Below are 25666 nucleotides of genomic sequence, written 5' to 3'. Positions count from 1 at the left end.
GACACTGGCAAAGGGGAAAAAATAATGATTGTTGAGCAAATCATGAAAAGAGATGTCATTACATTAACGAAGACGGATACGCTTGAAACAGCAATATGCAAACTGAAGGAATTCCATATCAGGCATCTGCCTGTTGTAGATGAAGAACGACACGTGATCGGCATGATTACAGACAGAGACATGAAACAGGCCAGCCCGAGTATTTTTGAAGAAAACAAACGAAGCCTATTTCTCACACGAAGCGTAGATTCAATTATGAAAAAGGATGTTGTCTGCGTCCACCCGTTAGATTTTGTCGAAGAAATATCAGCCGTGTTCTACGAGCATGGCATCGGCTGCCTTCCAGTGGTACACCATCAAAAATTAATAGGCATTTTAACAAAAACCGATTTGCTGCGGACGTTTGTCAAATTGACAGGCGCTGACCAGCCGGGATCGCAAATTGAGATAAAAGTAAACGACATCACCAAAAGCCTCGCTGAGATCAGCAGTCTTTGCCAAGACCTTCAAGTGAAAATATTAAGCGTGCTTGTTTATCCGCATGACGATCCCGGTGTAAAAGTGCTTGTCTTCCGTGTAAAAACGATGAATCCGCTGCCGTTTTTGCAGGCATTACAAAGAAATGGACACCACGTCTTATGGCCGTCAGAGCAAAGGGATCTGCTATGAGAGACAGTGTATTTATCTATTCTCCATCCTACCAAACCTATATGTTTCATCAGGAGCATCCCTTTAATCAGCAGCGGGTTCTGTTAACATATGATTTGCTTAAGACGATCAATGCCTTTGATGATGGAGACATTGTCACCCCCAGACTCGCTTCAGAAGAGGAGCTTTCCCTTGTCCACACGGACGATTACATTCAGGCCGTAAAGCTTGCGGGCGCCGGAAAGCTTCCCGCTGAAGAAGGAGAAAGCTACGGGCTCGGCACTGAAGACACACCCGTCTTTGCCGGCATGCACGAAGCGGCATCACTCTTGGTCGGCGGCACTTTAACGGCCGCAGACTGGGTCATGTCAGGACAAGCCCTGCATGCGGCAAACCTTGGCGGAGGGCTTCATCACGGCTTTCGTGGGAGAGCTTCAGGGTTTTGCATATATAATGACAGCGCTGTGGCGATTCAATATATCCAGAAAAAATACAGATCCAGGGTACTTTATATTGATACCGACGCCCACCACGGGGACGGTGTGCAATTTACCTTTTACGATAATCCTGACGTATGCACGCTGTCCATTCATGAAACAGGAAGGTATTTATTCCCTGGAACCGGTCAGATCCAAGAAAAAGGCAGCGGAAAAGGATATGGCTATTCCTTTAATATCCCGCTTGACGCTTTTACAGAGGATGATTCTTTTCTTGAGGCTTACCGGACAGCAGCTTCAGAAGTCGCCGCTTATTTCAAGCCCGATGTCATTATCAGCCAAAACGGCGCCGATGCCCATTACTACGACCCGCTGACGCATTTATCAGCAACAATCAATATATACGAAGAAATCCCCCGTCTTGCACACACTTTGGCTCATCAATATTGCGGAGGGAAATGGATTGCAGTCGGAGGCGGCGGATATGATATTTGGCGCGTCGTGCCCCGCGCCTGGGCCAGAATATGGCTTGAAATGAAGGGAATTGACCCGGGACACGAGATCCCGCCGGAATGGATTGCTAAATGGCAAAAACAATGCCCCGTGGCCCTTCCGTCGAGCTGGAGCGATCCGGCTGATTTATATCCTCCGATTCCCCGCAAGCCTGAAATTACAGAAAAAAATGCCCAAACTGTCAGCAAAGCATTATATGCGATACGTTCTGAACAGCAAAGAACAAAGTAAAAAACGACCTTTACGAAGAGGTCGTTTTTGATTTTTTAATCACTATTTCCACACGCCGATTTTCCTTCATGTGTTCATTTGTCTTGTTATCCTTTACTGGCTTTGTATCCGCATAACCGACAGCAATAAAGCGCTTGGAGGGAAGCTTCTCTTTAGACGTGAAGTATTGAATAACCCCACTTGCCCGTGCTGCTGATAGCTCCCAGTTCGACGGGTATCGGTATGTCGAAATGTTTCGGCTGTCTGTATGCCCCTCCACCTGAATGTCATTTGGAATGGTTTGAAGAAGAACGGCAATTTGGTGAAGAAGTGTTTCGGCATTTTTCAGCACCTTTGCCTCACCTGTATCAAACAGCACAGCCTCCTGAAGAACGAGCACGACACCGCGTTCATCCCGTTTGGCTGTCATTTGGGCCTTCAAATGATTGTCTTTTATATATGTATTTACTTTCTTGAGAAGCTGATCCTGCTGATCCTCTTGCTTCTTCGTATCAGATGGGGATGTATTCTTTTTTTCTATGGATGTTTGGTCCGGCTGAAGCCCGTTGCCTTCCTTCTGGATCGAGTCCACTGCCGCTTTGAATTTTTGCAGATCGATTTGGGACATCGAAAAGAGTAAAATAAAGAACACAAGGATCAAGGTGATCAGATCTGTAAAGGTTACCATCCAGCTGGATGAAGATTGACTGTTTTTTCCGCTTCCATTCCTTCTTTCAAAACGTTCTCTTCTAAGCTTCATGTACAGATCCCTTTTTTGTTTTTACTTGTTTTGGCTGCTTCTGCCATTCTTCCCGTGAGCTGAAAACGACCAGCTGGCTTTCAAGGTTGCGCGGGTTTTTTCCGGATTGAACACCGATAATCCCTTCCACCATTACCTGCTTGATGAAAATTTCACTTTCTGTTTTCTCTTCAAGCTTAGCCGCGATCGGGTTGAAGACCATATTTGCCAGTAATGAACCATATAAAGTCGTCAGAAGCGCAATGGCCATGTTTGGTCCGAGCATATGCGGGTCGTTTAAGTTTTTGAGCATCAGCACAAGCCCGACGAGTGTTCCGATCATTCCCCATGCCGGAGCGAATTCTCCCGCTTTTTCAAAAACTCGCCGCCCTTTTCGGTGCCGTTCCTCCATTGCTGCGATTTCTGAATCCATGACGAGCCGAATCGTTTCTTCATCCCAGCCGTCAATCGCTAAAAGCAGCCCTTTTTTCAAGAATGGATCTTTGATTTCCCGAGCCTGATCATCCAATGATAAAAGCCCGTGTTTTCGCGCGTGATCGGAAAGGGAAACAAAGGTTTTCACAAGATCTTTCACATTGTCTTCCTGGCGGATGAATGCCTGCTTTAACACAGAGGGCGCTTTTTTCAGCTCACTTGGCGGAAAACTGATAAAAACAGCGGCGCAAAGTCCCCCTGTTACGATGAAGAAAGAGGTCAGATCAAGAAAAGAGCGGAAACCGCTTACTCCCGATCCTGAAATAATCCCGATAACAATAATAATCGTTCCTAACACAAATCCAACAGGTGTAAGATAATCAAAACGTTTCATCATTTCTCCCCATGAAAAAAGCAAGAATTCACCATAAAGGTGAAGCTTGCTCTTTGTTTTTCTTATGACTTGGTTGACTTTCTAAGCTCTATACGGTGCGGCAGTTCGACGATATGCTCTTCAACCGGCTCTTTATTCATGAGCTTCGTCAGCAGTCTCATCGCAACGGCGCCGATATCATATGTCGGCTGAACAACTGTTGAAAGCTGAGGACGAACCATGAGGCTTAATCTTGTATTATCAAAACCGATAATGTCGAGATCCTCCGGAATGGATAAGCCCTGATCCTGAGCGGCATGGATAATGCCGAGTGCCATTTCATCAGTTGCAGAAAGAATGGCTGTCGGTTTTTTATCCAGGCTCATCAGATGCTGCAGTGCTTCGAGTCCGGAATCATATGTGTAATCCCCTTCAGCTACAAATTGTTCATTAAACGGAAGGTTCGCTTCTTCAAGCGCACGTTTGTAGCCTTGGAGTTTTTTCGAACGGTTGATCGGTTCTGCCATTGGTCCGGAAACGAACGCGATGTCTGTATGTCCTTTATCAACCAAAAGCTTCACGGCATCATAAATCGCCTGTTCGTAATCGATAGCGACTGACGGTGTTTCCTCCTGCTCTTCTACAGAAGCGGCAAGTACAATCGGCACTGGAGAACGCTTAAATTCCGCCACATGCTCGTCCGTAATGTTTCCGCCCATAAACACGATGCCGTCCACTTGTTTGCCGAGCATTGTGTTTAACAAGTGCAGCTCTTTCTCCATGTTTTGGTCAGAGTTGCTCAAAATAATATTGTATTTATACATTGTCGCGATATCTTCAATTCCGCGCGCAAGCTCTGAATAGAAAATGCTTGAGATATCGGGAATGATGACACCTACAGTTGTTGTTTTTTTACTTGCCAGCCCTCTTGCCACCGCGTTTGGACGGTAACCGAGACGTTCAATGGCTTCCAAGACTTTTTTTCTCGTTGTCGGTTTTACATTCGGGTTGCCGTTCACGACACGGGAAACGGTTGCCATGCTTACATTAGCTTCTCTCGCTACATCGTAGATCGTAATATTGCTCATCCTAAAACCACTCCTTTTACTGGATACACTTATCCTTATCTATAGCATAAACACTTTATGTAGAGAAATGTCATAATGTCCGAATTTATGTCGTTTATGATTTGTAAGCGTAAGTCAGTAGTGTACATTATTTTTCATTATTCATCAAATTTAATTACTTCTCATGAAATTATACACGTTTTTATAGATGATGAAAACGTATACTTGGTTTTTATAACTAAATAAACGAGAAAGCATAAAAAAAGGCCGCAGGCGCGGCCTTTTGGATTGTTCAATTAAGCGTTGACTTTCACCATTGGCTTCAGTTCATTCAGCCATTTTTCGAATTCAGGAATCGCCATTTGCTGAGCAGAGTCAGAAAGTGCGACTGACGGATCAGGGTGAACCTCAGCCATTACGCCATCAGCACCGATCGCTAAAGCGGCTTTAGCTGTCGGAAGCAAGAGGTCACGGCGGCCTGTTGAATGCGTAACATCAACAAAGACTGGCAAATGCGTTTCTTGTTTCAAAATCGGCACAGCTGAAATATCCAGCGTGTTTCTCGTTGCTGTTTCATATGTTCTGATTCCGCGCTCACAAAGGATAATTTGGTCATTTCCTTGTGACATGATGTATTCAGCAGCATTGATGAATTCAGAGATCGTTGCAGCAAGACCGCGCTTCAGAAGCACTGGCTTTTTCACGGCGCCGGCCGCTTTCAGCAATTCGAAGTTTTGCATATTGCGCGCTCCGATTTGAATGACATCAATGTAGTCCAGCGCTTCTTCGATATGAGCCGGAGTTACGATTTCACTGATAACCGCCAGATCAAATTCATCCGCTACACGTTTTAAAATTTGAAGGCCTTCAACACCAAGCCCTTGGAAATCGTATGGGCTCGTACGAGGCTTAAAGGCTCCACCGCGCAAAATTTTAATCCCTTGTTTTTTCGCAGCTGCAGCGACTTCAGCTACCTGCTCATAGCTCTCTACCGCACATGGGCCGACAATGAATCTTTGCTGGCCGTCTCCGATTTTTTCGCCTTTGATATCAACAATTGTATCTTCAGGTTTTTTCTTGCGGGAGACAAGCAGCGCTTTGCTGTGATCTTCTTCCTGAAGCTCTAAACCGGCTTTGAATATCTCTTTAAAAATGTGCTGGATGGTTGAATTTTCGAACGGCCCGTCATTGTTTTCAATGATATTGTTTAACATTGTGCGTTCTCTGACAGGGTCAAATCGGTTGACGCCCTGTGCTTCCTTCGCTTTACCGATCTCTTTTACAACATTTCCGCGTTCGTTGATTAGTTTTAAAATTTGTAGGTTTAATTCGTCTGCTTTCTGCCTTAAAAGCTCTAACTCTGTGTTGCTCATTTTTTTCATCCTTTCCCTGCACATTCATTTTTTATTTTGTAGTTATCATGCATCTTACTATAAGTAATTCCAAATGGAAATACTGAAATACAAAAAATTTTATAAAAACTCTACTTTATTACCCAAACGCTTTTAAGTGATAAAGTAATCTATGAAGCTATCCTACATGATGTGAGGGCAATGTTCAAGGGTTTTTTACAAAAAAAAAGCGCCAGATGATATCTGGACGCTTTTTTCTATGACAAATGCTGCTCAATAGCGGCTTCTGTAATTTGTGAATGTGAGGTATGCCATTTCACTTCACCGTTCTGGATGATGAATATCTGAGGGCTTTCATGCTTGACCCCATATGTTTCTGCAATGAAATTAGACAGCGGCCGGGCTTCTTGTACTTGAAGATAGTAAGCCGGCACATCCTCATGCTGATTTGCAAAGGCATCAAACTCATGAAATGCTGCCTGGCTGATCGGGCATGTGGTGCTGTGTTTAAAGAAGACGAAAGCGCCTTCCTGTTCTGCAATCCGTTTAAATTCTTCCTCAGATTGAATAAGCTGTTTAGCCATGACTCAAGCTCTTCCTTCCCTGCTCAGCGATTCAACTGCTCAGCCTGTTTTTGTGCATCTTTCAGTTCGTCTTTTACATCTTCTTTCGTCTGGAGGACTTGATCTTTTGTTTCATCAGCCGCCTGCATCGCTTCTTCCCTCATATCTTGCATTGCAGTCGATGAATCCGTTTTATCAGATTTAGAACGGTCTCTTAAATCCTTCACCTTGTTCATGATCTGCCCAGACTGATCCGCTACAAGCTGTGTGATGTTGGAAGTTTTGTCTTTTGCGATGCTGACATATTGCGTGCCTTTTTCCTTCGCATCTGCCGTCATTTTATCAGTTTTGTCCCGTAAAGCAACAGCCTGGCTGCCGAGATCGTCGCGAAGTTCTTTGCCTGATTTAGGCGCTAGAAAAAGAGCTGTAGTGGCACCGATGATTCCCCCGATTAAAGTTCCGATTAAAAAATCTTTACTATTAATTCCATCTTTGCTCATCATTATTCCTCCTCTTAGTATTTTTTTCTCTTACAGGGCTGATTTTTTCTTTTGCTTCCATTTCTCCCAAATTTCCATTGCTGCTTGACTCCATGTGACAACTTGATTGATCTTATCTTGATTTTCTCTAACTGATGCCGATACAGACCCTGCCGCTTGTTTCATGGATGTATTGAACTGCTGTACAGAAGCTCCCACTCCTTGAACAGCATGAACGACCGTATTCAGCTTTTCTGATTTTTCCTGAATATCTTCAGCCAGGCGGTTGGTCTTATGTAAAAGCTCGGCTGTTTCAGTTGTGATGCCCTTCATTTGTCCCTCCAGCCCTTCAAGAGTGGATGCGACGTTTTTTAGTGTCAGCTGCAATGACTTCAGTGTTTTAGACAAGTAGATCACTAATACGAGAAATGCAACTGCGATGAGTGCAACGCTCAAATAAAGAATAATAATCATCTCAAACCTCCTTGCTGCAGGATATACTGCTGTTTACCCGTTTTCTTCAATCCTAAACATGTGTACTGGGCTGTATACATACTATTCTCCGTTATGTAAGAAAATCCTTTAATAAGCTTTTCCATCAGATAAATAAAAAGCAGTGAGATCACTGCTTTTTATTATGCCATGACGTTTTCGTAGGCTCTCATATATTTTTGGATATCTCCTGCTCCCATGAAGATGAGAACGGCTTTATCATGAGCTTTTAAAACAGATGTGTCATCTTCTTCAATCAGCTTGGCATTATGAATTTTTCCCTGGAGATCGCCGATCGTCAGCTTTCCGGCATTCTCACGGGCTGAGCCGAAAATATCGCATAAATACACACAGTCAGCGCCGCTCAGGCTTTCTGCAAATTCGTCAAGGAACTGCTGCGTCCGTGTAAATGTATGAGGCTGGAATACCGCGACAATTTCCCGATCAGGATACTTCTGTCTTGCCGCCTCGATTGTCACTTTTATTTCTGTCGGATGATGGGCATAGTCATCGATCAGCACTTGATCCCCAAGCTGCTTCTCATTGAATCTGCGTTTGACGCCCCCAAAGGATTTGAGAGCATGCTTAATGATGCTGGAATCAATTTCTTCATAATGGCATAACGCAATGACCGCCAATGAGTTTAATACATTGTGGTGGCCGTACGCAGGAATATAAAACGTATCATAGAACGTATTGCGGACAAAGACATCAAAAGTTGTCCCTTCCGTGCTTTTTACGATGTTTCTGGCTTGAAAATCATTTTCTTCCCCCGTGCCGTAATACACAACCGGGACGTTCGCATGGATTTTCGGCAGATGCTCATCGTCTCCGCAGGCAATAATGCCTTTGTTGACCTGAAGAGCCATCTCTTGGAAAGCGTCAAATACATCGTCAATGCTTGAGAAGTAATCAGGATGATCAAAATCAATATTCGTCATAATCGCATAATCTGGCTGATAGCTTAAGAAATGGCGGCGGTATTCGCACGCTTCAAACACAAAGTATTCGCTGTTTTCATTTCCCTGGCCTGTTCCGTCTCCGATTAAGAAAGACGTCGGTTTTGCGTTTTGGATCACGTGAGCCAGCAGACCCGTAGTCGACGTTTTGCCGTGTGCGCCCGTAACGGCAACACTCGTGAATTTTTTCATGTAGTCGCCTAAAAACTTATGATAACGTATCACCGGAATTCCCTCAGACATCGCTTTTTCTATTTCAGGATGCGTGTCTGGGAATGCGTTTCCGGCGATGACTGTCATGCCGGGTTTAATATTTTCCGCGCTAAAAGGAAGAATCGTAATATTTCTTTTTTCAAGCGCTGTTTGCGTAAAAATAAATTTTTCGATATCCGATCCTTGGACAGTATATCCATTATCATGAAGTATTTGGGCAAGCGGACTCATACCGGTCCCTTTTATTCCAACAAAATGATAAACAGTCATAATTGTACCTCCAACAAACGTCTATCTGTTCCCCAGTATATGACGCTCATTTCAATTTGCGACCGCGGCGGCTGAAAAGCCTCCCTTAGCGGCGTATTTTATATGTTTTGTTATGTTTAGTATCAGGTTATTTCTTTCCGATTAAACCCAGATATCAAGATTTGTCTATGCACAGCTGCTGTAAAGCGGCATAGCTGTTAAATGCTCTAAACACTATCATACCATGTTTGGTGTGAAAATGAACCCATATTATTCGTTTATTAAATCACTTGCTGTGATCAGCACCTCTCGAGGCTTGCTTCCTTTTGCCTCAGAGATCATGCCTTCCGCTTCCATCATGTCGATCAGCCTTGCCGCACGATTGTAACCGATTCTGAATCTTCTTTGCAGGCTTGAAGTGCTCGCACTGTTTTGCTCTACAACAAACTCACACGCTTCGTAAAACAGTTCGTCCTCTTCTTTCAGGGCAGATCCTTGTCTTACGAGCTCTTCTTGTTCAAATAAATAGGTCGGCGGCATTTGGCTTCTGACGTGAGAAACGACGCGGTCGATTTCCCGGTCTGACACAAAGTTACCTTGCAGACGGACAGGTTTTCCCGATCCGTTTTCCAAAAAGAGCATATCCCCTTTTCCGAGAAGCTTTTCTGCACCGGCTATGTCAATAATTGTTCGGGAATCAACCTGGCTTGAGACAGAAAAGGCGATTCTCGTTGGGATATTCGCCTTAATCAGACCTGTAATGACATCGACTGACGGACGCTGAGTTGCAACGAGAAGATGGATACCGCACGCTCTGGCTTTTTGGGCGATCCGCGCAATGCTTTCTTCCACATCGTTTGGAGCCACCATCATCAAATCTGCAAGCTCATCAATAATGACAACTAAATATGGCAGCTTTTCACCCATTTGGTGTTCAGCGGTTAATTGATTAAAGCGGTCAATGTCGCGGACACCGGAATGGGCAAAAAGCTCATAGCGGCGCTCCATTTCCTCAACGACCCATTTCAAAGCAGCTGTAGCCGCTTTAGCATCAGTAATGACTGGGCTGACGAGGTGAGGAATTTTATTGTAAGGGGCCAGCTCTACCATTTTCGGATCAATCAGCAGCACCTTTACCTCACTCGGGTCAGCTTTATAAAGCAGGCTGACTAATATTGTATTGATGCATACGCTTTTTCCGGAGCCTGTAGCGCCGGCAATCAAGCCATGCGGCATTTTCTTCAAGTCGATAACAACAGGATTTCCTGAAATATCTAATCCCAGCGCAGCTGTGAGCGGTGACTTGCTTGTCCTGAAAGCTGAGCTGCGAATCATTTGGCGCAAATCAACCACCTTGCTCGTGCGGTTCGGCACTTCAATTCCGATCGTGTTTTTCCCCGGAATCGGCGCTTCAATCCGAATATCTCTCGCTGAGAGACTGAGTTTAATATCATCGGACAAGTTGGTGATTTTATTCACCTTTACACCCGGTTCAGGATGCACTTCAAATCTCGTGACAGACGGACCCTGGGTTACATGGACCACATTGGCGCGGACATTGAAGTTTTTCAAGGTCAAATCAAGAAGCTGACGCTGTTCTTCGATCCACGCAGTATCATCTTGAACCTGCGCTGGCGGGACATCAAGCAGTGCAACATTCGGAAATACATAGCTGCCGCGGCGCTCCTCTGCTTTTTGCTGTTTATGCGTATCTCTTTTCAGCATCATCACATTAAAAGGAACGGATGGCCCTTTTTGAGAAGATGCGCTTTGTTCGGTCCTTTTCTCCTGTGCACCAGGCCTTTTTTTCGGCTCTGCTGAAGCTTCGCGAGGTTTGTCTGCGCGAATTCCCTGCCGATTTTCAAGAGGTGCAGTAGACGATTTGGAACCCTGCTCCATGTGTTCAGTTTTCTCAAGCTCTGTATGGCTGTCTGGCTGAACATCTATCTTCGTTTCCTGAGCCTCTCCCAGGATGTCATAATGATTATTTATTATGGGCTCTTCTGATTCTTTTGCCACAGTTTCTGCTTGAGCCAGAGCCTCTGATGAATACTCATGATCAGTAAATAAAGGCTCTTCCTGACGAATGTCCATTTGTTCTTCTTGAACGAACGGGGACTCAGCACCTTCTGCCGCGTTTTCATGGTGATTGTATACTGGGCTGTCTGACGGCTCTTTTGCTTTTTCATCCTCAGATACTGCCTCTGTCTGAGATTCAGGAGCTGTTTGCTCTTCATCAAGTTCAGCGGAGAAAACAGGCTCTTCAAGTTTCTCTGGCTGCTGCTCCCTTTGTTCTTCCTCAGCCGTTGCAGGCTCTTCGCGGCCTACTTCACTGTCTGAAAGCCCTTCAGCCGCCGTATCTGTGAGCATCTCAGGCGGTGTTTGCTCTTCGGCTTGTTCAGCTGGGAAGAAAGGCTCCTCTTTTTCCGGCTGTTGAACGCCTGACTCAAATGGCACTTTGTTACCTGACGGCTCGGCTGGCCGTTTCGCCAGCGCCTCATCATGCTCCATATCCTTTCTGTTTAAAACGCCAGAAGGCTGTTTTTCAAATTGGGTATCCGGGAAGAAAGGACTTTCTTTTTTGGAATGCGCCGGTGTGTCTGAAGCAGGATAGCCGCGTTCACGTTCGATCTCTTCTGACAGCAGTGTTACCTTCTCTTTTACCGATTTATCCGGTTCGTTCAATGTTTCAGAAGGCTTTTTCGGCACATCCTTTTTAACAGATGGTTTTTGATTGAATCCATAGATAGGCGAAGGGATATTTGTCGGTTTAAACGGTTTCTTCGCCGGCTCTGCTGCTTGATATGTATGCTGCTCTTCTTCATTTCTGGGACGCTCTCTGTAAGGTGCAGCACTTGGACGAGGCGCGGATTTCGGTTCGTCCGATGGTGTGCGGCGCCTTCTCAGGTCATGATTTTTGTATCCGTCAGGCACGACTGGAAAACGGAATTTGCCTTTTGGATATTCATAATATATTTTAGGATCTTCCAATCTTTTTAATTGTCCTTCAGGATGATGTACTTCTTGTTGCTGCGGAATTTGAGCGGGTTTTGTCTCCCGTTCAGCATCCTCTTCGCTTTCGCCTAAAAACAAATCAAAAAATTTATGAAGCCAACTCATAATTTATCTCTAACTCCCTTATAGTTTTCTGGGACGGTTTTTAGTATACCACTGCTGGTCGGCCCAGAAAAGATTAAGCTATCAGCAGAAACAAAGCCGCTAAACAAGGGCTTAGCGGCTTTTCACATGATTCGTTTTTTTTGGCGGATTTATGGGAGTCTAAAACTGAAATGCGTCTCCCGCCTCATAGTCTCCTTCTAACACAAGGATTCCTTTTTCAGCAGGGGCATCCGGCAAATCAAGCTCTTTCGCTGAGCAGATCATCCCGCTTGACGGAACGCCGCGAAGCTCTGCATCCTTAATGACAAGTCCGCTAGGCATCACAGCACCGACTTTGGCAACGACAACTTTTTGGCCTTGGTCAACGTTAGGCGCGCCGCAGACGATCTGAAGCGTTTCTTCTCCTACGTTGACTTTACATACGCTTAATTTATCCGCATTCGGATGTTTTTCTTTTGATTCTACATACCCCACAACAAACTTCGGAGATAAATCAACGACTAATGTTTCTTCAACGCCGTTTCTGTTTAAAATCTCATTCACATCTTGCACGAATGTTTCTGAGAGCGCAACAGGGCCGTTTTCATCAATGGTCAAGTAAGAAGACGCGTTGAAAATGTTGAAGCCCGTTGTTTCTTTTGTTTCGTTATTGAAAATTTTGACGACGTCGCCGTGTTTTTCATAGCCTAATTGTTCGCGTGTCACATCTTGAAGAGAGATCAGGAGCGTGTCTCCCACACCTTCTTTATTATAAAAAGCGTTCATAAGTAAAAATCCTTTCTAATCCTTTTTCGGACGGCTTTTCGCCAGGATAAACACCGGTTCCAGCTTTCCTTCATTGTACAAAAATGAAAGGGCGGTAATCGGGACGGTGCCGCCTGCAAAGAAGCTCATCGACATTTGTCCTAGAATATCATACCCCGATTCATTCCGGATGTCAGCAAGAATCAAAACGTCCTGATGAGGAACAGAGATCGCCAGCTCCCCTTCTGCATGCTGCTTATACTCATTTAAGATCGCTTCGTTCAAAATCCGGCTTGCATCGTATCCGTCGTTTGCCCTGAAGAAATAAAAGTAATTGCCGGCAACCGTATCCTCTTTGACAACCGTCGGCAGGGAACGGAGATTAAATGCGGCCGTCTCTCTGATCCGCTCTTTTGTCCAGTTTTCTTTCTCAAGCATGCGCTGGTCAATTAAACGGTAGGTTTTCCCGAGATCTAGCGCGTAATAAATTCTTGTCTCTGCGGTATGATCGTCATAAATGAGCGGGATATCTTCGCTGGACTTGTCCGGGAAGGAAGTCGAGCGGATGACCGGATAAATGCGAGTTTCTTTCCCGGTCATTTCCTGAGCCTTCCCTTCCATTGCCGTCATCGCTTCGGAGACATAGTACACGATCTCATCAATGGCTTCGTCTTTTTTCAGTTCCCATTTTGCAATAATCGGCGGCAAATCGAGTGTAATCCCTTTTTTAGTCGTTTGATCCTCAACACGGAGGGTGTCTTTTTCTCTGTCAAACAGAAAGGAGCGATTCTCGTGCTGAAGGCGCTGCTTCAGTATATCTGACAGCTTCCTTGAGGTCATTTTCAAACCGATGTCCTCCTTTACGCTTTAGCGAGAGAGTCTGTTAAAAACTGTTCAATTTCTTCTTTTGTTTTGCGGTCTTTGCTCACAAAACGATTTACTTCTTTTCCTTCATTAAACACCACAAAGCTTGGGATTCCGTAAATTTCCCACTCTGCACATGTATCAATGAATTTGTCACGGTCTACGTAGTAGTAGGTGAATTCAGGGAAATTCGCTTCCAATTCAGGCAGGAAAGGCTCTACAAAACGGCAATCCGGGCACCAATCGGCTGAAAACATAAATACAGACCAATCATCCTTTACCGCTTTTTCCAGCTCTTGAGTTGATTCAATTTTTTTCATTTCATATCCCTCCAGTTGTTTATGTTCTTACATGTTTTTTATCGATACTCGTCCATTTGGATCATACCAAACTGCTTGAGGCAAAACCACTTATATGCAACGAATGAATATGTAAGATTGGCTTTCCCATTATCATTATCATATTTTATTTGCATTATCAAGTTCGTTTCGTTTAACATCGTGTACATGAGGGTAAAATTTACAGATGGACATACATAAGGAGGGATTTTTATATGGAGTTTATCGTCTATTTAGCAGGAGAAATCCACAGCAATTGGCGCGAGGAAATTAAAGAAAAAACAAAATCACTGAAGCTCCCGATTACGTTTGTTGGCCCGATGGAGAATCATGACCGCTCAGACAATATTGGTGAAGAAATTATGGGCGTACAGCCAAATGCCGTTTTAAAGGATGACAAAGCCTCTGACATCAACAACTTCAGAACCGCCGTCCTGATGAATAAAGCAGACTTTGTGATCGCCCTGTTTGGCGAAAAGTACAAACAGTGGAACACGGCAATGGATGCATCATATGCGATCGCAAAAGGAAAACCCCTGATTATCATCCGGCCGGAATCGCTCCACCATCCTTTAAAAGAGCTTTCCAATAAAGCGAATATTACGGTTGAAACCGTTAACCAAGCCATTAAGGCCCTTTCCTATCTATTTGAAACAGAATAAGAAAAAAGCTTGTCGATCCGGGCTTACTGCTCGTTCAACAAGCTTTTATGAAACCTACATATTTTCTTTAATCGCATCCACCGTCTGCTTATCGCAGGCTGTTACAAGTTTGATGAGCATTTCTTTAGCAGCAGCATAATCATCAATATGAATGATAGAAGCGTTTGTATGAATATAGCGGGAACATATTCCGATAACCGCTGACGGCACACCGCTGTTCGAAATATGAACCTTGCCTGCGTCTGTTCCCCCGCCGGATACAAAATATTGATATGGAATATCATGCGTTTCAGCCATATCAAGAACGAATTCCCTCATTCCGCGATGCATGACTGTCGTTCTGTCAAGAATGCGCAGCAAAAAGCCTTTTCCAAGCTGGCCGAATTCATTTTTGTCTCCGCTCATATCGTTTGCCGGGCTGGCGTCAAGGGCGAAAAACAAGTCCGGTTTAATCATATGAGAAGCCGTCTGCGCGCCCCTTAGCCCTACTTCTTCCTGAACCGTTGCACCCGCATAGAGTGTATTCGGAAGCTCTTTACCGTGTAATTCCTTCAGAAGTTCAATGCTTAAGCCGCATCCATATCTGTTATCCCATGCTTTTGATAAAATTTTCTTTTCATTCGCCATCGTCGTAAACGGACAAACAGGCACGATCTGCTGTCCCGGTTTAATGCCGATTTTGATGGCGTCTTCCTTATCATCCGCTCCAATGTCGATCATCATGTTCTTGATATCCATCGGACGGTTTCGCTGCGCATCTGTCAATAAATGCGGCGGTATGCTTGAAATCACACCCGGAACCGGCCCGTTATCTGTTTGAATTTCAACCCGCTGCGCAAGCAAAACCTGGCTCCACCAGCCTCCGAGCGTCTGGAATCTGAGCAGCCCGTTGTCTGTAATGGATGTCACCATGAAGCCGACTTCGTCCATGTGCCCGGCTACCATAATTCTCGGTGCGTCCTCTGCGCCTCGTCTGACTCCGAAAACACTTCCCAGTCTGTCCTGAACGATGTCATCGGCATATTTGGCTAGCTCCTGCTTCATAAAAGCACGAACCTGATGCTCATTGCCCGGCGCGCCGGGAAGCTGCGTCAGTGTTTGGAAAAGCGCTTTCGTTTCTTGATTCATGTTTTCCCCTCATTTCTATGTAGTCCTTTTATTTTATTAGAAACAGTGAAGTTTTCCAAGCACCCTGACCCAATCTGCTCGATCAGCCGCGTATTGCTTAACAGGATTTGGCTGTTTCTGTATAATGAAAAGTACGATCAACCAGGAGGTGCTTTATTTTGAAATTGCGTCATCTTCTTTTAGGAGCAGGACTTGGAATTTGTGCGGCTGTCGTTGTGAAACAATATGTGATGAAGCCTTATATTTCTTCAGAAAAAGCGCTTCGAATTGTAAAATCTGCTTTTAAGCAGCGGGGCCCGATTGACGGATCATGGATTTACACCCAGCCGGAGCCTTACAATATTAACGGAGAAACGGTACAGGTATACAAAACCGGCATTACACGATCAGCTTTCGGAGAATTAGAACAGTATGAAGTCATGGTGGATGCGAAAACGGGAGAAATTGTTGATGTCATTGATACAATCGCCTCTTAACACCGGACAAGCAAAAAATAGAAGCCGCTGCCAACGCAGCGGCTCTTTTTAATTATATCGCGCGAATCGGTTTGTATACCGGATACCACATCGCATCCTGCACTGCCTGTATAATGTCTTCTGGCTCTTCCGTAGCAACGCCTTCCTTCATCGCGGTTTTTGCGACTTCAACCGCAACGGTTGCCGAAACAGTGCGCAAATCTTCAACTTTCGGAAGCATCGGCGCGCCAGGCACCCCGACATTGACCATACCTGCGATTGCCCGGGCACATGCTTCAAACATGCCGTCGGTAATTAATTTTGATTTGGTAACAATCGTTCCAAGACCGAGACCAGGGAAGACAAGCGCGTTGTTTGCCTGCCCGATATGATACGTAACTCCGTTATATTCAACTGGCGGGAACGGGCTTCCTGTCGTGATCAGCGCACGGCCTTCTGTCCATTCGATTAAATCCTCCGGCTTTGCTTCAGAAAGAGTTGTCGGATTTGACATTGGCAAAATCGCGGGCCGTTTCACATGTGACGCCATTTCTTTTACAATTTCTTCAGTGAAAGCGCCGGAAACCGTAGATGTGCCGATCAGGATCGTCGGTTTTGCCTGCCGGACCACTTCAAGAAGATCAATGCCTCCGCCGTCTCCGTTCCGCTGATAATCCTTTACTTCATCAGCCGAACGAGCATACGGCTTTTGGAAATCAAGAAGCTGATCCATATCATCTGTTAACAGCCCGTTTCTGTCTATGCACCAGAAGCGCTTGTATGATTCTTCTTCACTCAGTCCCTCGCGCACCAATGCTTCCCGCAGCTGTTCGGCAATTCCGATTCCTGCCGTTCCCGCTCCGAATATAACAACTCTGTGATCCCTCAATGGAACTTTAGACGCTTTTGCACAGGATAAGACTGCGGCCAAAGAAACAGCGCCAGTTCCTTGGATATCATCATTGAAGGTACACACTTTATCTTTATAGCGTTTCAAAATGCTTCGAGCGTTTTTCGCCCCGAAATCCTCCCAATGCAGCAATGCATTCGGAAATGTTTCTCTCGCCAGCGCAACGTAGTCGTCAATAAATTGGTCATAGCGTTCTCCGCGCACTCTAGAATGCTGGTTGCCGACATAAAGCGGATCGTTCAAGAGGCTCTCCTGATTTGTCCCCGCATCTAAAACAACAGCCAGCACTCTGCTCGGATCAATGCCCGCAGCCGCTGTATAAACCGCCAGCTTTCCAATAGAAATCGCGATTCCTCCGACGCCCCAGTCACCGATCCCTAAAATTCCTTCCGCATCAGTTGCAACAATTAAATCGATCGTATCGCTTTGATCTTTATACTGTTTAAATGCTTCTTTCATACCGTCCGGGTCATCGATTGACAGATAGAGCCCTCGTGGTTTTCTGTATTCATGGCTGTATCTCTGGATTGCCGTTCCGACTGTCGGTGTGTAGACAATCGGGAGCATTTCCCCTAAATGGTCATTTAACAGGCGGTAAAACAGCGTTTCATTCCGATCGTGCAGCGCAGTTAAATAGACATTTTTGCTCAAATCGTCAGGCTGTGCGGAATATTGTTCATACGCTCTTTTCGCCTGATCGTCAATTGTTAATACCTTGGGCGGCAGAAAGCCTTTTAAACCAAGTTCTTTTCTTTCTTCCTCAGTAAAAGCAACACCTTTGTTCAAAAAAGGAACAGAGAGCACTTCAAGGCCTCTTAATGTTGTTTGAATGTCTCCTTCGTTTGTTACTTTGAATTGTTTCACCCTGCCTCTTCCTTTCTGAGCATAATTAGTACTAGGTTTGCATTATTAGCCGGAAAACATGCAGGGTAAACATAAAAATATGCTATTGCTTCATTCGCTTGACTGAATCTTTGATGCTTCCGTCCTCATCCCATTGAAGCGCGCGATATTCGGCATCATGATAAAAAATAAACCAAGCGTCTTTTTCTGCTGCGAACGCCTGCCATTTCTGCTTTTGCGGGATAGAGGTCATCGGATAATCATCGTAAGCCAGCACCCATAGCGGATTGCGGTGGGCATGTGTCGGCATCAGATCTGCCATATGTACGGCAGTTTCACCCGCATCCTCGCATATCAGGACACTGTGTCCGTCGCTATGGCCTCCGGTGTGATGCATTGTAATACCCTCTGTGATCGTTAAGGTGTCTTCAAAGGTTTTGACTTGGCCAGCTACAGCCTCCCAATTTTCTTTCCAATACGTATTTTTCGACCTGATATTCGGATGGCGCATTTCGTCCCATTCAACAGCTGATGTATAAATCACTGCATTCGGAAAGACAGAGACGAGCCGTTCACCTTCATATTCCGTTAAACCGCATGCATGATCAAAATGAAGGTGTGTCATTGCGATCACATCTATATCGGCAACCGTTAATCCGAGTGCAGCTAATGAGGGTTTCACATTCGACTCTTGTGTCACGCCATAGTTTCGTTTTTGTTTATCAGTCAGCTTGCCGGACCCAATTCCGGCGTCAACGATGATATTGAGCCCATCCTTTTGAATCAAAATAGGGTCTGTCCTTAGTTCAATCTGGTTTTTTTCATTGACTGGATATTTTTTAGACCAAAGCGGCTTTGGCACAACGCCGAACATGGCGCCTCCGTCCATATGCGTCACGCCTCCGTCAAGCCAGGTCAACGTGATGTTTCCAATTTTCATTGTTTCCATTTTCATCCCCCCTGTCATCATGGTAGCAAACGGCCCATAAAAAAAACAGACTCCTGTCAGAGTCTGTCTTTACGTTCTCCATTCAACCTCAGCCCGATAGATCGGCTGGCCGAGTGCAGAGAATTTTTCTTCATATTCTGTCATAATATTGCCTTCGAGATTGCTGTTATGCAAATCGAGGCTGACGTATGTCAGCAGGAGGCCGTACTCAGAGAAGCTCTTCAAAGAGTACTCAAACAAACCTCGGTTGTCCGTTTTAAAATGAATCGATCCGCCTTTGCCCATTACTTCTTCATATTTTTTGAGGAAGTGGGAATATGTCAGGCGGCGTTTTTCATGCCGTTTCTTCGGCCAAGGATCAGAAAAGTTCAAGTAGACCCGTTTCACTTCCCCCGGCTCAAACACATCCGTCAGCGTGTCCGCATCTATATTCAGAAGCTTTACATTCTGCGCTTCGCTGTCTTTTACTTTTTGGACGGCTGTCACGATGACGCTTTTAAATAACTCAATACCAATATAATTGATGTCGGGATTTTGTTTGGCCATACCAGAAATAAATTGGCCTTTTCCTGTACCAACCTCGATATGGATCGGATTGTCGTTGCCAAACACTGTGTTCCATTTCCCTTTATAATCAGCAGGATTGCTGATGGAAATATCTGCGTTTTCAGCCAAAAAGTCATCAGCCCAAGGCTTGTGGCGCATTCTCATATGATTGACACCTCTATCTATTATTTCGACTAACAACATACCATGAATTAAAAAGACCCGCAAGCTCGTTTTTCCAGTGTATCTCTCTTAAGGCCGAGCGCATAAAAAAAGAGGGTCCCGTCTGCTGGAACACTCCTTTCATATGTATAAAAACGCTCTGTTTTGAACAATTTAACCCGTATGATACTGAAGGGATGTGTACCGTTATGGGTTTACATTATGAGCATCAAGTTCATTTATTGAAGGATATATTGACTGACCATCAATTGGACTGCTGCGGAACAGTCGCAGAGTACGAGCAGCTTGAGCGTGTGATTAAATCACTGATGGCAAACACCGAGCTTGATTCAAATTTCAAAAACGTGCTTGAAGATGTTTACCGCTACAGCCAATCAGGAATATCGTCCAAATCCATCGACTCACACATACAAGAGCATCAGAACAGCCTGTCTCAATGGGTAGAGCAAATGGATTCGTATTCCTGATTAATCAACAATTCGTTTCATGAGGATATGCAGCTCTTCCATTGCATCATGAAATTCCTTATCATTGCCTTTTGCTTTATGCCAGGCAATGAAAGTAATTGTTTCAGATAACACATACCAAGCCATTCGCAACCGAAGGCTTTCTGTCAGCTCTATGCCGTACATGCTCAGCCAGCTCTCCCAAGCTGGCTTTTCGACGTAGTGGTACAGCAAAGGCCCGAGGTCCATCGCCGGATCAGCGATCATGGCGCCGTCCCAGTCAATTAAATACAGCTGGTTGTCTTCAGACAATAGCCAGTTATTATGATTGACATCACAATGGCAAACGACTTTCTCACCGAAATGCACTTCATGCAGGTGTTCTTCCAAATACTTGATCCCTTCTTGAATCAGCGGCGAAGATTGCTGCACAGCAAATACAGCCTGCTTCAGCTGAGACAAAAGAGCCCCCGGGTTCAGCGGTTCTTTTCCAAGTCTCTTCAGCATGTCCAGCAAGGCTTTCGATGTGTGTATTTTACGAAGCAATTCAGCAACGGGCCGTCCGCTCATGTCTTTAGGCTTCAGCTCTCTGCCGGTCATCCAGTGCTGGGCCGTAATGACGTCCCCATTTTCCATCCGTTTTGTCCAAACCAGCTTCGGAACAATGCCTTCGGCGGATAAAACAGCTAAAAAAGGTGAGCTATTACGTTTTAAAAAAAGCTGCTGCCCGTTATGTTTCGCATAATATGCATCTCCTGTAGCTCCTCCGGCGGGGAAGATCTCCCAATCGCTACCTAGTAATTGTCCCAACCAGTTCATATCAATGTTCAACCCATCATTTCTTAAAATATTTTAGAATTAAGGCTAATCGTTTCTAGTCTATCCAGCGAATGCCTTTTTCGTACGAATCGTATAAAAATAAAAAAGACAGCTATTGAGAGTCTCATATGCTAATCAATAGCCGTCCTTTAAATTTTAGCGCTATAGCACAAACTTCGTCAAGCAAAACTCTTAAGATCTGATGCTAAATATAAGATAACCGTTCCGATGCCGTTTACTGCAACCGTTTTCTTAATTTCTGCCGGGTCTTCCTGAAATCCTGATGGATCACATAAAAGCCGATAAGGTATGTCGTTTGGCAGACTCCACTCGACGGAGTCTGGACTCGCGTGATGGATAACAATGATATCTTTCCATTCGTCAACCTCGTCAAGATCATAAAGCCTGTATGCGATAAGGTGTTCTTTTAGCGTCAAGCATTCAAGATGGCGCCGGATGTCTGCAGCGGACCTAAGACGGAATGCAGGATGCGCTTTTCTCAGCGAGATCAGCCTGCGGATATAGTGAACATCTTCTTTGAATGTTTCACGGCGATCCCAGTCGAGCTGGTTGATGCTGTCACTGGATTGATAGCTGTTTTCCACTCCCTGCTTCGTCCGGAAAAATTCCTGGCCGCTGTGAATAAACGGCACCCCTTGGGCAAGCAAAATAATCGCGGCTGCAAGCCTTTGCCTGCTTCGCTTTCGGCTGTCATTTTCTTGAGGAAGCGCAAAGCTCATTTTATCCCAAAAGGTGTGATTGTCGTGTGATTCGACATAATTGATGGACTGGCTTGGTTCCGGAACAATCGGCGCTAATGCCTTCCATCCGGAAGACCCGGCAATTCCATGCATCACAGCTTGTGCTGATTCACCGCTGCCGAGCGCAAACCCTACTGCCTTAAGGTGAAAGGTGTTCCCTTTTACAGCGTCACGAAACATATCATTAAAAAAGCCGATGCCCGGCATTCTTGGCGCGTTCGCCAAAGCAGCTTTCTGTTCATGCGGCAGCGGTGTAGCCAGATCCCACCCTTCTCCAAAAAGCAGGATTCCGGGCTTTGCCTTAGTTGCTTTCTCTTTCATATAAAGCACGGTGTCAATATCTAAAATGCCGAGGAGATCAAATCGGAAGCCGTCAGCATTGTATTCTTCAAGCCAATAGACCACGCAATCCGCAATGAATTTTCTTGCCATCCTTCTTTCTGATGCAATATCATTGCCAACGCCGGTGCCGTTTGACGGCATCCCACATTCGTCGTGCCGGAAAAAATAACCGGGCACTGTCTTTTCAAAGGGGGAATTCTCCCTCTTATACACATGGTTAAAAACAACATCCAGAATGACTCGCAGACCGTGCTGATGCAGGGTATTGATCATTTGTTTCAGCTCTGTTTTTCTCGTTTGAGGATCATGAGGGTTTGAGGCATAGCTTCCCTCCGGGGCAAAGAAATGAAGCGGGTTATATCCCCAATTGTATGCATCAAGCGGCTTCTCTTCATCAACTCCGGCAAAATCATTCACCGGCAGAAGCTCCACATGTGTAACACCAAGCTCTTTTACATACGCCAGTCCCGAAGAACTGCCATTTGCGGTTTGTGTATCAGTTTCCGTTAATGCTAAGTATTTTCCCTTGTTTATCATGCCGCTGTTTTCATGGATGGAGAAGTCGCGAAGGTGCGTCTCATAGATGACGGCATCCACAGGGTGTGAGAATGGTTTAAGAGGAGCAGTCCATTTCATTTGATCCGGGCGCAAGACGACGCCCAGCTCTCCATTTACAGTCACAGCCTTGGCATACGGGTCAACTGTTTCCATCCATTCTGAATTGTTGCAGATGCAAAACAAATACTCATATCCGTGAAGGTCACCTGTAACCGTAACGGCATAGACGCCTTTTTCCAACCGAGTCATTTGGAATGTGCACCCGCTTTTATTGGGGTGTGAAAGCTTGACAGCAGCTGAGGTTGCAGCAGGCGCCCATACTTTAAATACGGTATGATCCGCGGTATAAACGGCGCCCAGCTCTCCGTCATAATAAAATTCGTCATCAAACGCAGACGTCCGGATGACAGCGCCAATTTGGAGATCCGTTTTGTGGCCGCTGGATGCTCTGACGCAATGGATTTTTCCAAATGTCACAGGATGGTCGGATACGCAGACGTACTTGTATTTTGCTTCAAGGGAGTATTCCTCCCTGACAGCCAGAGGAAAATCTGTTGTTTCTGTCTCAAGCCGAAACGGCGGTGTCATGATTTCCTTTTGTTCAGCAGGAATCAGAACGGTAATGATATTCATATCATCGACATACGCTTCGAAGCTGCGGCGGATGCTGACCATCGGAAGCTCTCTCCTCCAAACACGTTTATGTTTTGATTCTTAGGGGTGAAGGACTAGATGCCAGACGAAACGGGGTAGTGCCCATGAATTCTCCGTCAGCATGGAACGGGATTTTGTCCTTCGTGTAAAATGTAATGTCCTTCGCTTTAAACATCGTAACGCCATCCATCTTTGTATGTTTTCCAAATGCCATGAGACATAAAAGCCAATATTTTTTCAAAAACGGCTGGTTTTCAACGATTACGATATCAAATGTCTTCTCGCGCGGATTTGCTAGGGGCGCCGCCTTCATGCCTCCCCCGTAAAACGGATGGTTGGATACAACCGCAAACCAGACATCATGAAATTCGCGCGTCTCGTCTTCCGTCGTACAAGCTAACGTAAACGGCTTAAAGGTTGCCGAAGCGTGCAAATGAGAAAGCGGATACACAAGAAATCGAAGGCGGAGAAAAAGAAAAACCCGTCTCAACGGAAATTCCATCGCCTTTTTATTGACATATGCGTCAAACCCGATCCCGATATGATTCATAAAATAAAGAATCTGTGATTTATCCTGAAGGAAATTGACGCTCCCTAAATGAAAGGTTCTTGTTAACGGGCGCTTTACCTTCTTGATTTCCTGTATCAGATCGATTTTTTTAATAGAGAATCCTCGCGAAAAATCATTATATGCGCCCGCCGGCACAAAGCTCAGCTCAATATCGTCAACATCTTTCAGCCCGTTGACAACTTCATGCATGGTTCCGTCTCCGCCAATGACGATCAGGCGCTTCAGCTTATATTCCTGTATCGTTGAAATCTGTCTGGCGAGCACCTCGGCGTGTCCCGGATGTTCAGTTAAAAATGAACGGTGCTCAACCTTTCGTTTGATCAATTCTTTTTGAATGGACTTCCAAACACGCAGGCCGTTTCGATGTCCTGCTGTCGGATTAATAATAAAAAACCAATGGCTCATCTTTCTCACCTGCTTATGTTATGAGAAAACCGCTCAAATCGTTCTCTTTTACTCCAGCCACTCCTGTCTGCGATAGGAGTCAGACATGCAGTAAGACAATAGAGCCTTTGCAGCCTTTACCTGATGATGTTTGATCGGAGCAGTGTTTTTCTTCTGCCGCTCAATCCATTCTTCCGCGCTCCGCTTATCCGCTATTTCTAAGCCGTATGGCGGCTCCGGGTAATCGATGTACGACGTTCTGCTCAGAAGCAATTTTCGAACCGGAATCTCAGCCTGTTTTTCCTTTACGATCTTTGACACAACCGAGTCCGTACGAAACAGGCTAAGCCCTGGATTTAACACTGATGCAGTCTGAGAGGCTGTTTTCTTGTCCCAAAAACGATTTTTAGACCCTATGTAGACACTGTCTTCCTCAGCCTCTAAAAAAGAAACGCAATAAATTTCCAGAGGAGAAATAATCACAATGCTTAATTCAACCGCCGCCTGCTGAATTTTCAGCACAGGCTTATACATAATAAAATAAGAATCAGGCAGCTGCTGGGTCAGATAACGCAAAATGCGGTCCTGCTTCACCTGGTTTGAGAGTTGAGATATTTCTGAAAGAGTAGAGCTTGCCCATTTGAGCTGAAAATCATATAAATGTCTTTTATAAAAAGAAGCAAGCGCCACCCTGCTCTTCGGGAGCCTTACATGAATATCTTCTTCGTCCTCAAACCATTGGTGTCTCTCTTCTTGTATATCGGCTTTTATCTCTTCTTTTCTTCTTTTCAATGAAAATTTTTTTCGTTTCTGCACCGGTTCCGGTTCTTCAGCACTGGCTTGCCTTTCTTCATGCTGTCGTTCCGCTGCTTCTACTAGTGAAAGCCAGCGCTCTTTTTTCAGACGTACAAACTGGTTGATATAATGGTACGGATCAAGCTCATATCTTGATATATAATCATGAATTTTGATGATTTGTGCCATGTTTGTTTCTCCACTCCGCAATGAATTAAGATAATTGAAATTTGAATATTTCCTCGTATTTTGGTGATTGGTTCAAGTGTATTTGAAAGAGCGAAAATCGTTCAGCCATCATCGAAACTTCGCCGCTTTCAAACGGAACATGAGCTGGAAATCCATTTTCGCCTGTCCATTTTCTTGCCAGCGTCATATGAGGATGATACGGTCTTTTTTCCACTTGAAAGCCGGCCTGAAGGACAGCCTGCTTCGTATGTTCCCGCAGTCTATCAAGCGTTTTGTTTTTCTTTGGCTCCAGATGTAAAACGCGCGGCCTTCTGCGGTCGCCGAATACATCTATCTTGTCAAACTCAATTGAAAATGGGTCAATTTCTGAAGCAATCTCTGCTAGCGAACCTTCAAGCTTCTTTATTTGTGTCTCATCCGCCGCTCCGAGAAAAATTAACGTGATATGATAGTCAAGCGGGTGCACCCATTTTTGAAACGTCAATATCGGTTCGTTTTTCGCAGCCTGGTAGATCGGATTTGCAATTCCCTCAGGTATGGGAACGCCGATGAAATAATGAGGCCGTATATCTGGCATCCGTCTGACACTCCCTTCTTTGACAGCTATTATTTTATCAATAAAGAGGCTGTGCGGATAGAGGAACAGTGTATGAAAACACTCTCGCACAAACGTTTA

27 protein-coding genes are annotated in these 25666 nt (G+C 45.0%); 5 read left to right on the top strand and 22 right to left on the bottom strand.

What is annotated here, in order from left to right; genetic code table 11:
• Positions 1-24 precede the first annotated feature (24 nt).
• Together PUN35_RS21765 and PUN35_RS21760 are read left to right on the top strand one after the other, a co-directional pair.
• Complete coding sequence (locus tag PUN35_RS21765; RefSeq protein ID WP_014480568.1) at positions 25-669, top strand: acetoin utilization AcuB family protein; 645 nt, start codon at positions 25-27, stop codon at positions 667-669.
• Entirely contained in the window at positions 666-1829 is a 1164-nt protein-coding gene (locus PUN35_RS21760) for an acetoin utilization protein AcuC (RefSeq protein WP_015714526.1), read from the top strand. Before PUN35_RS21765 ends, PUN35_RS21760 begins: the two co-directional genes overlap by 4 nt.
• 10 nt (positions 1830-1839) lie before the next feature.
• Here PUN35_RS21760 and motS read toward each other — a convergent pair whose 3' ends face one another.
• The 13 genes from motS to PUN35_RS21695 form a co-directional block, all read right to left on the bottom strand.
• Positions 1840-2568, bottom strand: a complete 729-nt coding sequence (motS, locus tag PUN35_RS21755; protein ID WP_003229290.1) for a flagellar motor protein MotS — start codon at positions 2566-2568, stop codon at positions 1840-1842.
• Positions 2558-3376 (bottom strand): flagellar motor protein MotP, encoded by an 819-nt coding sequence (gene motP / locus PUN35_RS21750; RefSeq protein WP_004398692.1) that lies wholly within the window; start codon positions 3374-3376, stop codon positions 2558-2560. The genes motS and motP overlap by 11 nt, the downstream gene beginning before the upstream one ends.
• 62 nt (positions 3377-3438) lie before the next feature.
• Positions 3439-4443 carry a catabolite control protein A gene (gene ccpA, locus PUN35_RS21745; RefSeq protein ID WP_003229285.1) on the bottom strand — a complete coding sequence of 335 codons (1005 nt, stop codon included), beginning with the start codon at positions 4441-4443 and terminating at the stop codon, positions 3439-3441.
• A gap of 275 nt (positions 4444-4718) precedes the next feature.
• Positions 4719-5795 carry a bifunctional 3-deoxy-7-phosphoheptulonate synthase/chorismate mutase gene (locus tag PUN35_RS21740; protein ID WP_003223454.1) on the bottom strand — a complete coding sequence of 359 codons (1077 nt, stop codon included), beginning with the start codon at positions 5793-5795 and terminating at the stop codon, positions 4719-4721.
• 236 nt (positions 5796-6031) lie between these two features.
• Positions 6032-6358, bottom strand: a complete 327-nt coding sequence (gene ytxJ, locus PUN35_RS21735) for a bacillithiol system redox-active protein YtxJ (RefSeq protein ID WP_014480571.1) — start codon at positions 6356-6358, stop codon at positions 6032-6034.
• 23 nt (positions 6359-6381) lie between these two features.
• Positions 6382-6837, bottom strand: coding sequence for a YtxH domain-containing protein (locus tag PUN35_RS21730; RefSeq protein WP_004398549.1), 456 nt, complete (start codon positions 6835-6837; stop codon positions 6382-6384).
• 30 nt (positions 6838-6867) lie between these two features.
• Positions 6868-7290 carry a DUF948 domain-containing protein gene (locus tag PUN35_RS21725; protein ID WP_003229276.1) on the bottom strand — a complete coding sequence of 141 codons (423 nt, stop codon included), beginning with the start codon at positions 7288-7290 and terminating at the stop codon, positions 6868-6870.
• Positions 7291-7451: 161 nt separating this feature from the next.
• Positions 7452-8750 carry a UDP-N-acetylmuramate--L-alanine ligase gene (gene murC, locus PUN35_RS21720; protein WP_003229274.1) on the bottom strand — a complete coding sequence of 433 codons (1299 nt, stop codon included), beginning with the start codon at positions 8748-8750 and terminating at the stop codon, positions 7452-7454.
• A 249-nt stretch (positions 8751-8999) separates the two neighbouring features.
• Positions 9000-11849: a DNA translocase SftA gene (sftA, locus tag PUN35_RS21715; protein ID WP_014480573.1), complete on the bottom strand. Its 2850-nt coding sequence runs from the start codon at positions 11847-11849 to the stop codon at positions 9000-9002.
• Between the two features lie 159 nt (positions 11850-12008).
• The gene (ytpR, locus tag PUN35_RS21710) at positions 12009-12614 is read right to left on the bottom strand and encodes a YtpR family tRNA-binding protein (RefSeq protein ID WP_003229269.1); all 606 of its coding nucleotides are present in this window, start codon (positions 12612-12614) and stop codon (positions 12009-12011) included.
• 15 nt (positions 12615-12629) lie between these two features.
• Entirely contained in the window at positions 12630-13439 is an 810-nt protein-coding gene (locus PUN35_RS21705; protein WP_009967991.1) for a DUF1444 domain-containing protein, read from the bottom strand.
• 14 nt (positions 13440-13453) lie between these two features.
• Positions 13454-13777, bottom strand: coding sequence for a thioredoxin family protein (locus tag PUN35_RS21700; RefSeq protein WP_003229265.1), 324 nt, complete (start codon positions 13775-13777; stop codon positions 13454-13456).
• 38 nt (positions 13778-13815) lie between these two features.
• Positions 13816-13932: a hypothetical protein gene (locus PUN35_RS21695; RefSeq protein ID WP_004399150.1), complete on the bottom strand. Its 117-nt coding sequence runs from the start codon at positions 13930-13932 to the stop codon at positions 13816-13818.
• A 78-nt stretch (positions 13933-14010) separates the two neighbouring features.
• Here PUN35_RS21695 and PUN35_RS21690 point away from each other — a divergent pair, with 78 nt between their 5' ends.
• Entirely contained in the window at positions 14011-14457 is a 447-nt protein-coding gene (locus tag PUN35_RS21690) for a YtoQ family protein (RefSeq protein ID WP_003229263.1), read from the top strand.
• A gap of 54 nt (positions 14458-14511) precedes the next feature.
• Here PUN35_RS21690 and PUN35_RS21685 read toward each other — a convergent pair whose 3' ends face one another.
• On the bottom strand, positions 14512-15585 hold the full coding sequence (locus PUN35_RS21685; RefSeq protein WP_014480574.1) for a M42 family metallopeptidase: 1074 nt from the start codon (positions 15583-15585) through the stop codon (positions 14512-14514).
• 158 nt (positions 15586-15743) lie between these two features.
• On the opposite strand from PUN35_RS21685, the gene PUN35_RS21680 reads away from it, so the two are divergent.
• Positions 15744-16061, top strand: a complete 318-nt coding sequence (locus PUN35_RS21680) for a PepSY domain-containing protein (protein ID WP_014480575.1) — start codon at positions 15744-15746, stop codon at positions 16059-16061.
• A 52-nt stretch (positions 16062-16113) separates the two neighbouring features.
• Here PUN35_RS21680 and PUN35_RS21675 read toward each other — a convergent pair whose 3' ends face one another.
• The 3 genes from PUN35_RS21675 to trmB form a co-directional block, all read right to left on the bottom strand.
• On the bottom strand, positions 16114-17814 hold the full coding sequence (locus PUN35_RS21675) for an NAD-dependent malic enzyme (protein WP_014480576.1): 1701 nt from the start codon (positions 17812-17814) through the stop codon (positions 16114-16116).
• A gap of 82 nt (positions 17815-17896) precedes the next feature.
• Positions 17897-18742 (bottom strand): YtnP family quorum-quenching lactonase, encoded by an 846-nt coding sequence (locus PUN35_RS21670; RefSeq protein ID WP_033882152.1) that lies wholly within the window; start codon positions 18740-18742, stop codon positions 17897-17899.
• A gap of 69 nt (positions 18743-18811) precedes the next feature.
• Complete coding sequence (trmB, locus tag PUN35_RS21665; protein ID WP_014480578.1) at positions 18812-19453, bottom strand: tRNA (guanosine(46)-N7)-methyltransferase TrmB; 642 nt, start codon at positions 19451-19453, stop codon at positions 18812-18814.
• A gap of 206 nt (positions 19454-19659) precedes the next feature.
• Between trmB and PUN35_RS21660 the strand changes: the two genes are divergently transcribed.
• The gene (locus PUN35_RS21660; RefSeq protein ID WP_003237926.1) at positions 19660-19938 is read left to right on the top strand and encodes a YtzH-like family protein; all 279 of its coding nucleotides are present in this window, start codon (positions 19660-19662) and stop codon (positions 19936-19938) included.
• On the opposite strand, the gene PUN35_RS21655 is transcribed toward PUN35_RS21660, so the two are convergent.
• The 5 genes from PUN35_RS21655 to thpR all read right to left on the bottom strand — a co-directional run bounded on the left by PUN35_RS21655 (position 19939) and on the right by thpR (position 25567).
• Positions 19939-20736, bottom strand: coding sequence for a phosphotransferase family protein (locus PUN35_RS21655; RefSeq protein WP_009967993.1), 798 nt, complete (start codon positions 20734-20736; stop codon positions 19939-19941).
• Positions 20737-20915: 179 nt separating this feature from the next.
• Positions 20916-23072 carry a type I pullulanase gene (gene pulA / locus PUN35_RS21650; protein WP_014480579.1) on the bottom strand — a complete coding sequence of 719 codons (2157 nt, stop codon included), beginning with the start codon at positions 23070-23072 and terminating at the stop codon, positions 20916-20918.
• Positions 23073-23097: 25 nt separating this feature from the next.
• Positions 23098-24027: a YegS/Rv2252/BmrU family lipid kinase gene (locus tag PUN35_RS21645; RefSeq protein WP_014480580.1), complete on the bottom strand. Its 930-nt coding sequence runs from the start codon at positions 24025-24027 to the stop codon at positions 23098-23100.
• A gap of 48 nt (positions 24028-24075) precedes the next feature.
• Positions 24076-24990 (bottom strand): hypothetical protein, encoded by a 915-nt coding sequence (locus PUN35_RS21640; RefSeq protein WP_003229241.1) that lies wholly within the window; start codon positions 24988-24990, stop codon positions 24076-24078.
• A gap of 25 nt (positions 24991-25015) precedes the next feature.
• The gene (gene thpR, locus PUN35_RS21635; RefSeq protein WP_014480581.1) at positions 25016-25567 is read right to left on the bottom strand and encodes an RNA 2',3'-cyclic phosphodiesterase; all 552 of its coding nucleotides are present in this window, start codon (positions 25565-25567) and stop codon (positions 25016-25018) included.
• Positions 25568-25666 lie beyond the last annotated feature (99 nt).

Origin of the sequence: Bacillus sp. N3378-2at (genome assembly GCF_033412715.1) — a bacterium.
GTDB classification, from domain to species: Bacteria; Bacillota; Bacilli; order Bacillales; family Bacillaceae; genus Bacillus; species Bacillus subtilis.
Note: the sequence above shows the minus strand (reverse complement) of the source record. Positions and strands in the feature narration are given on the sequence as shown.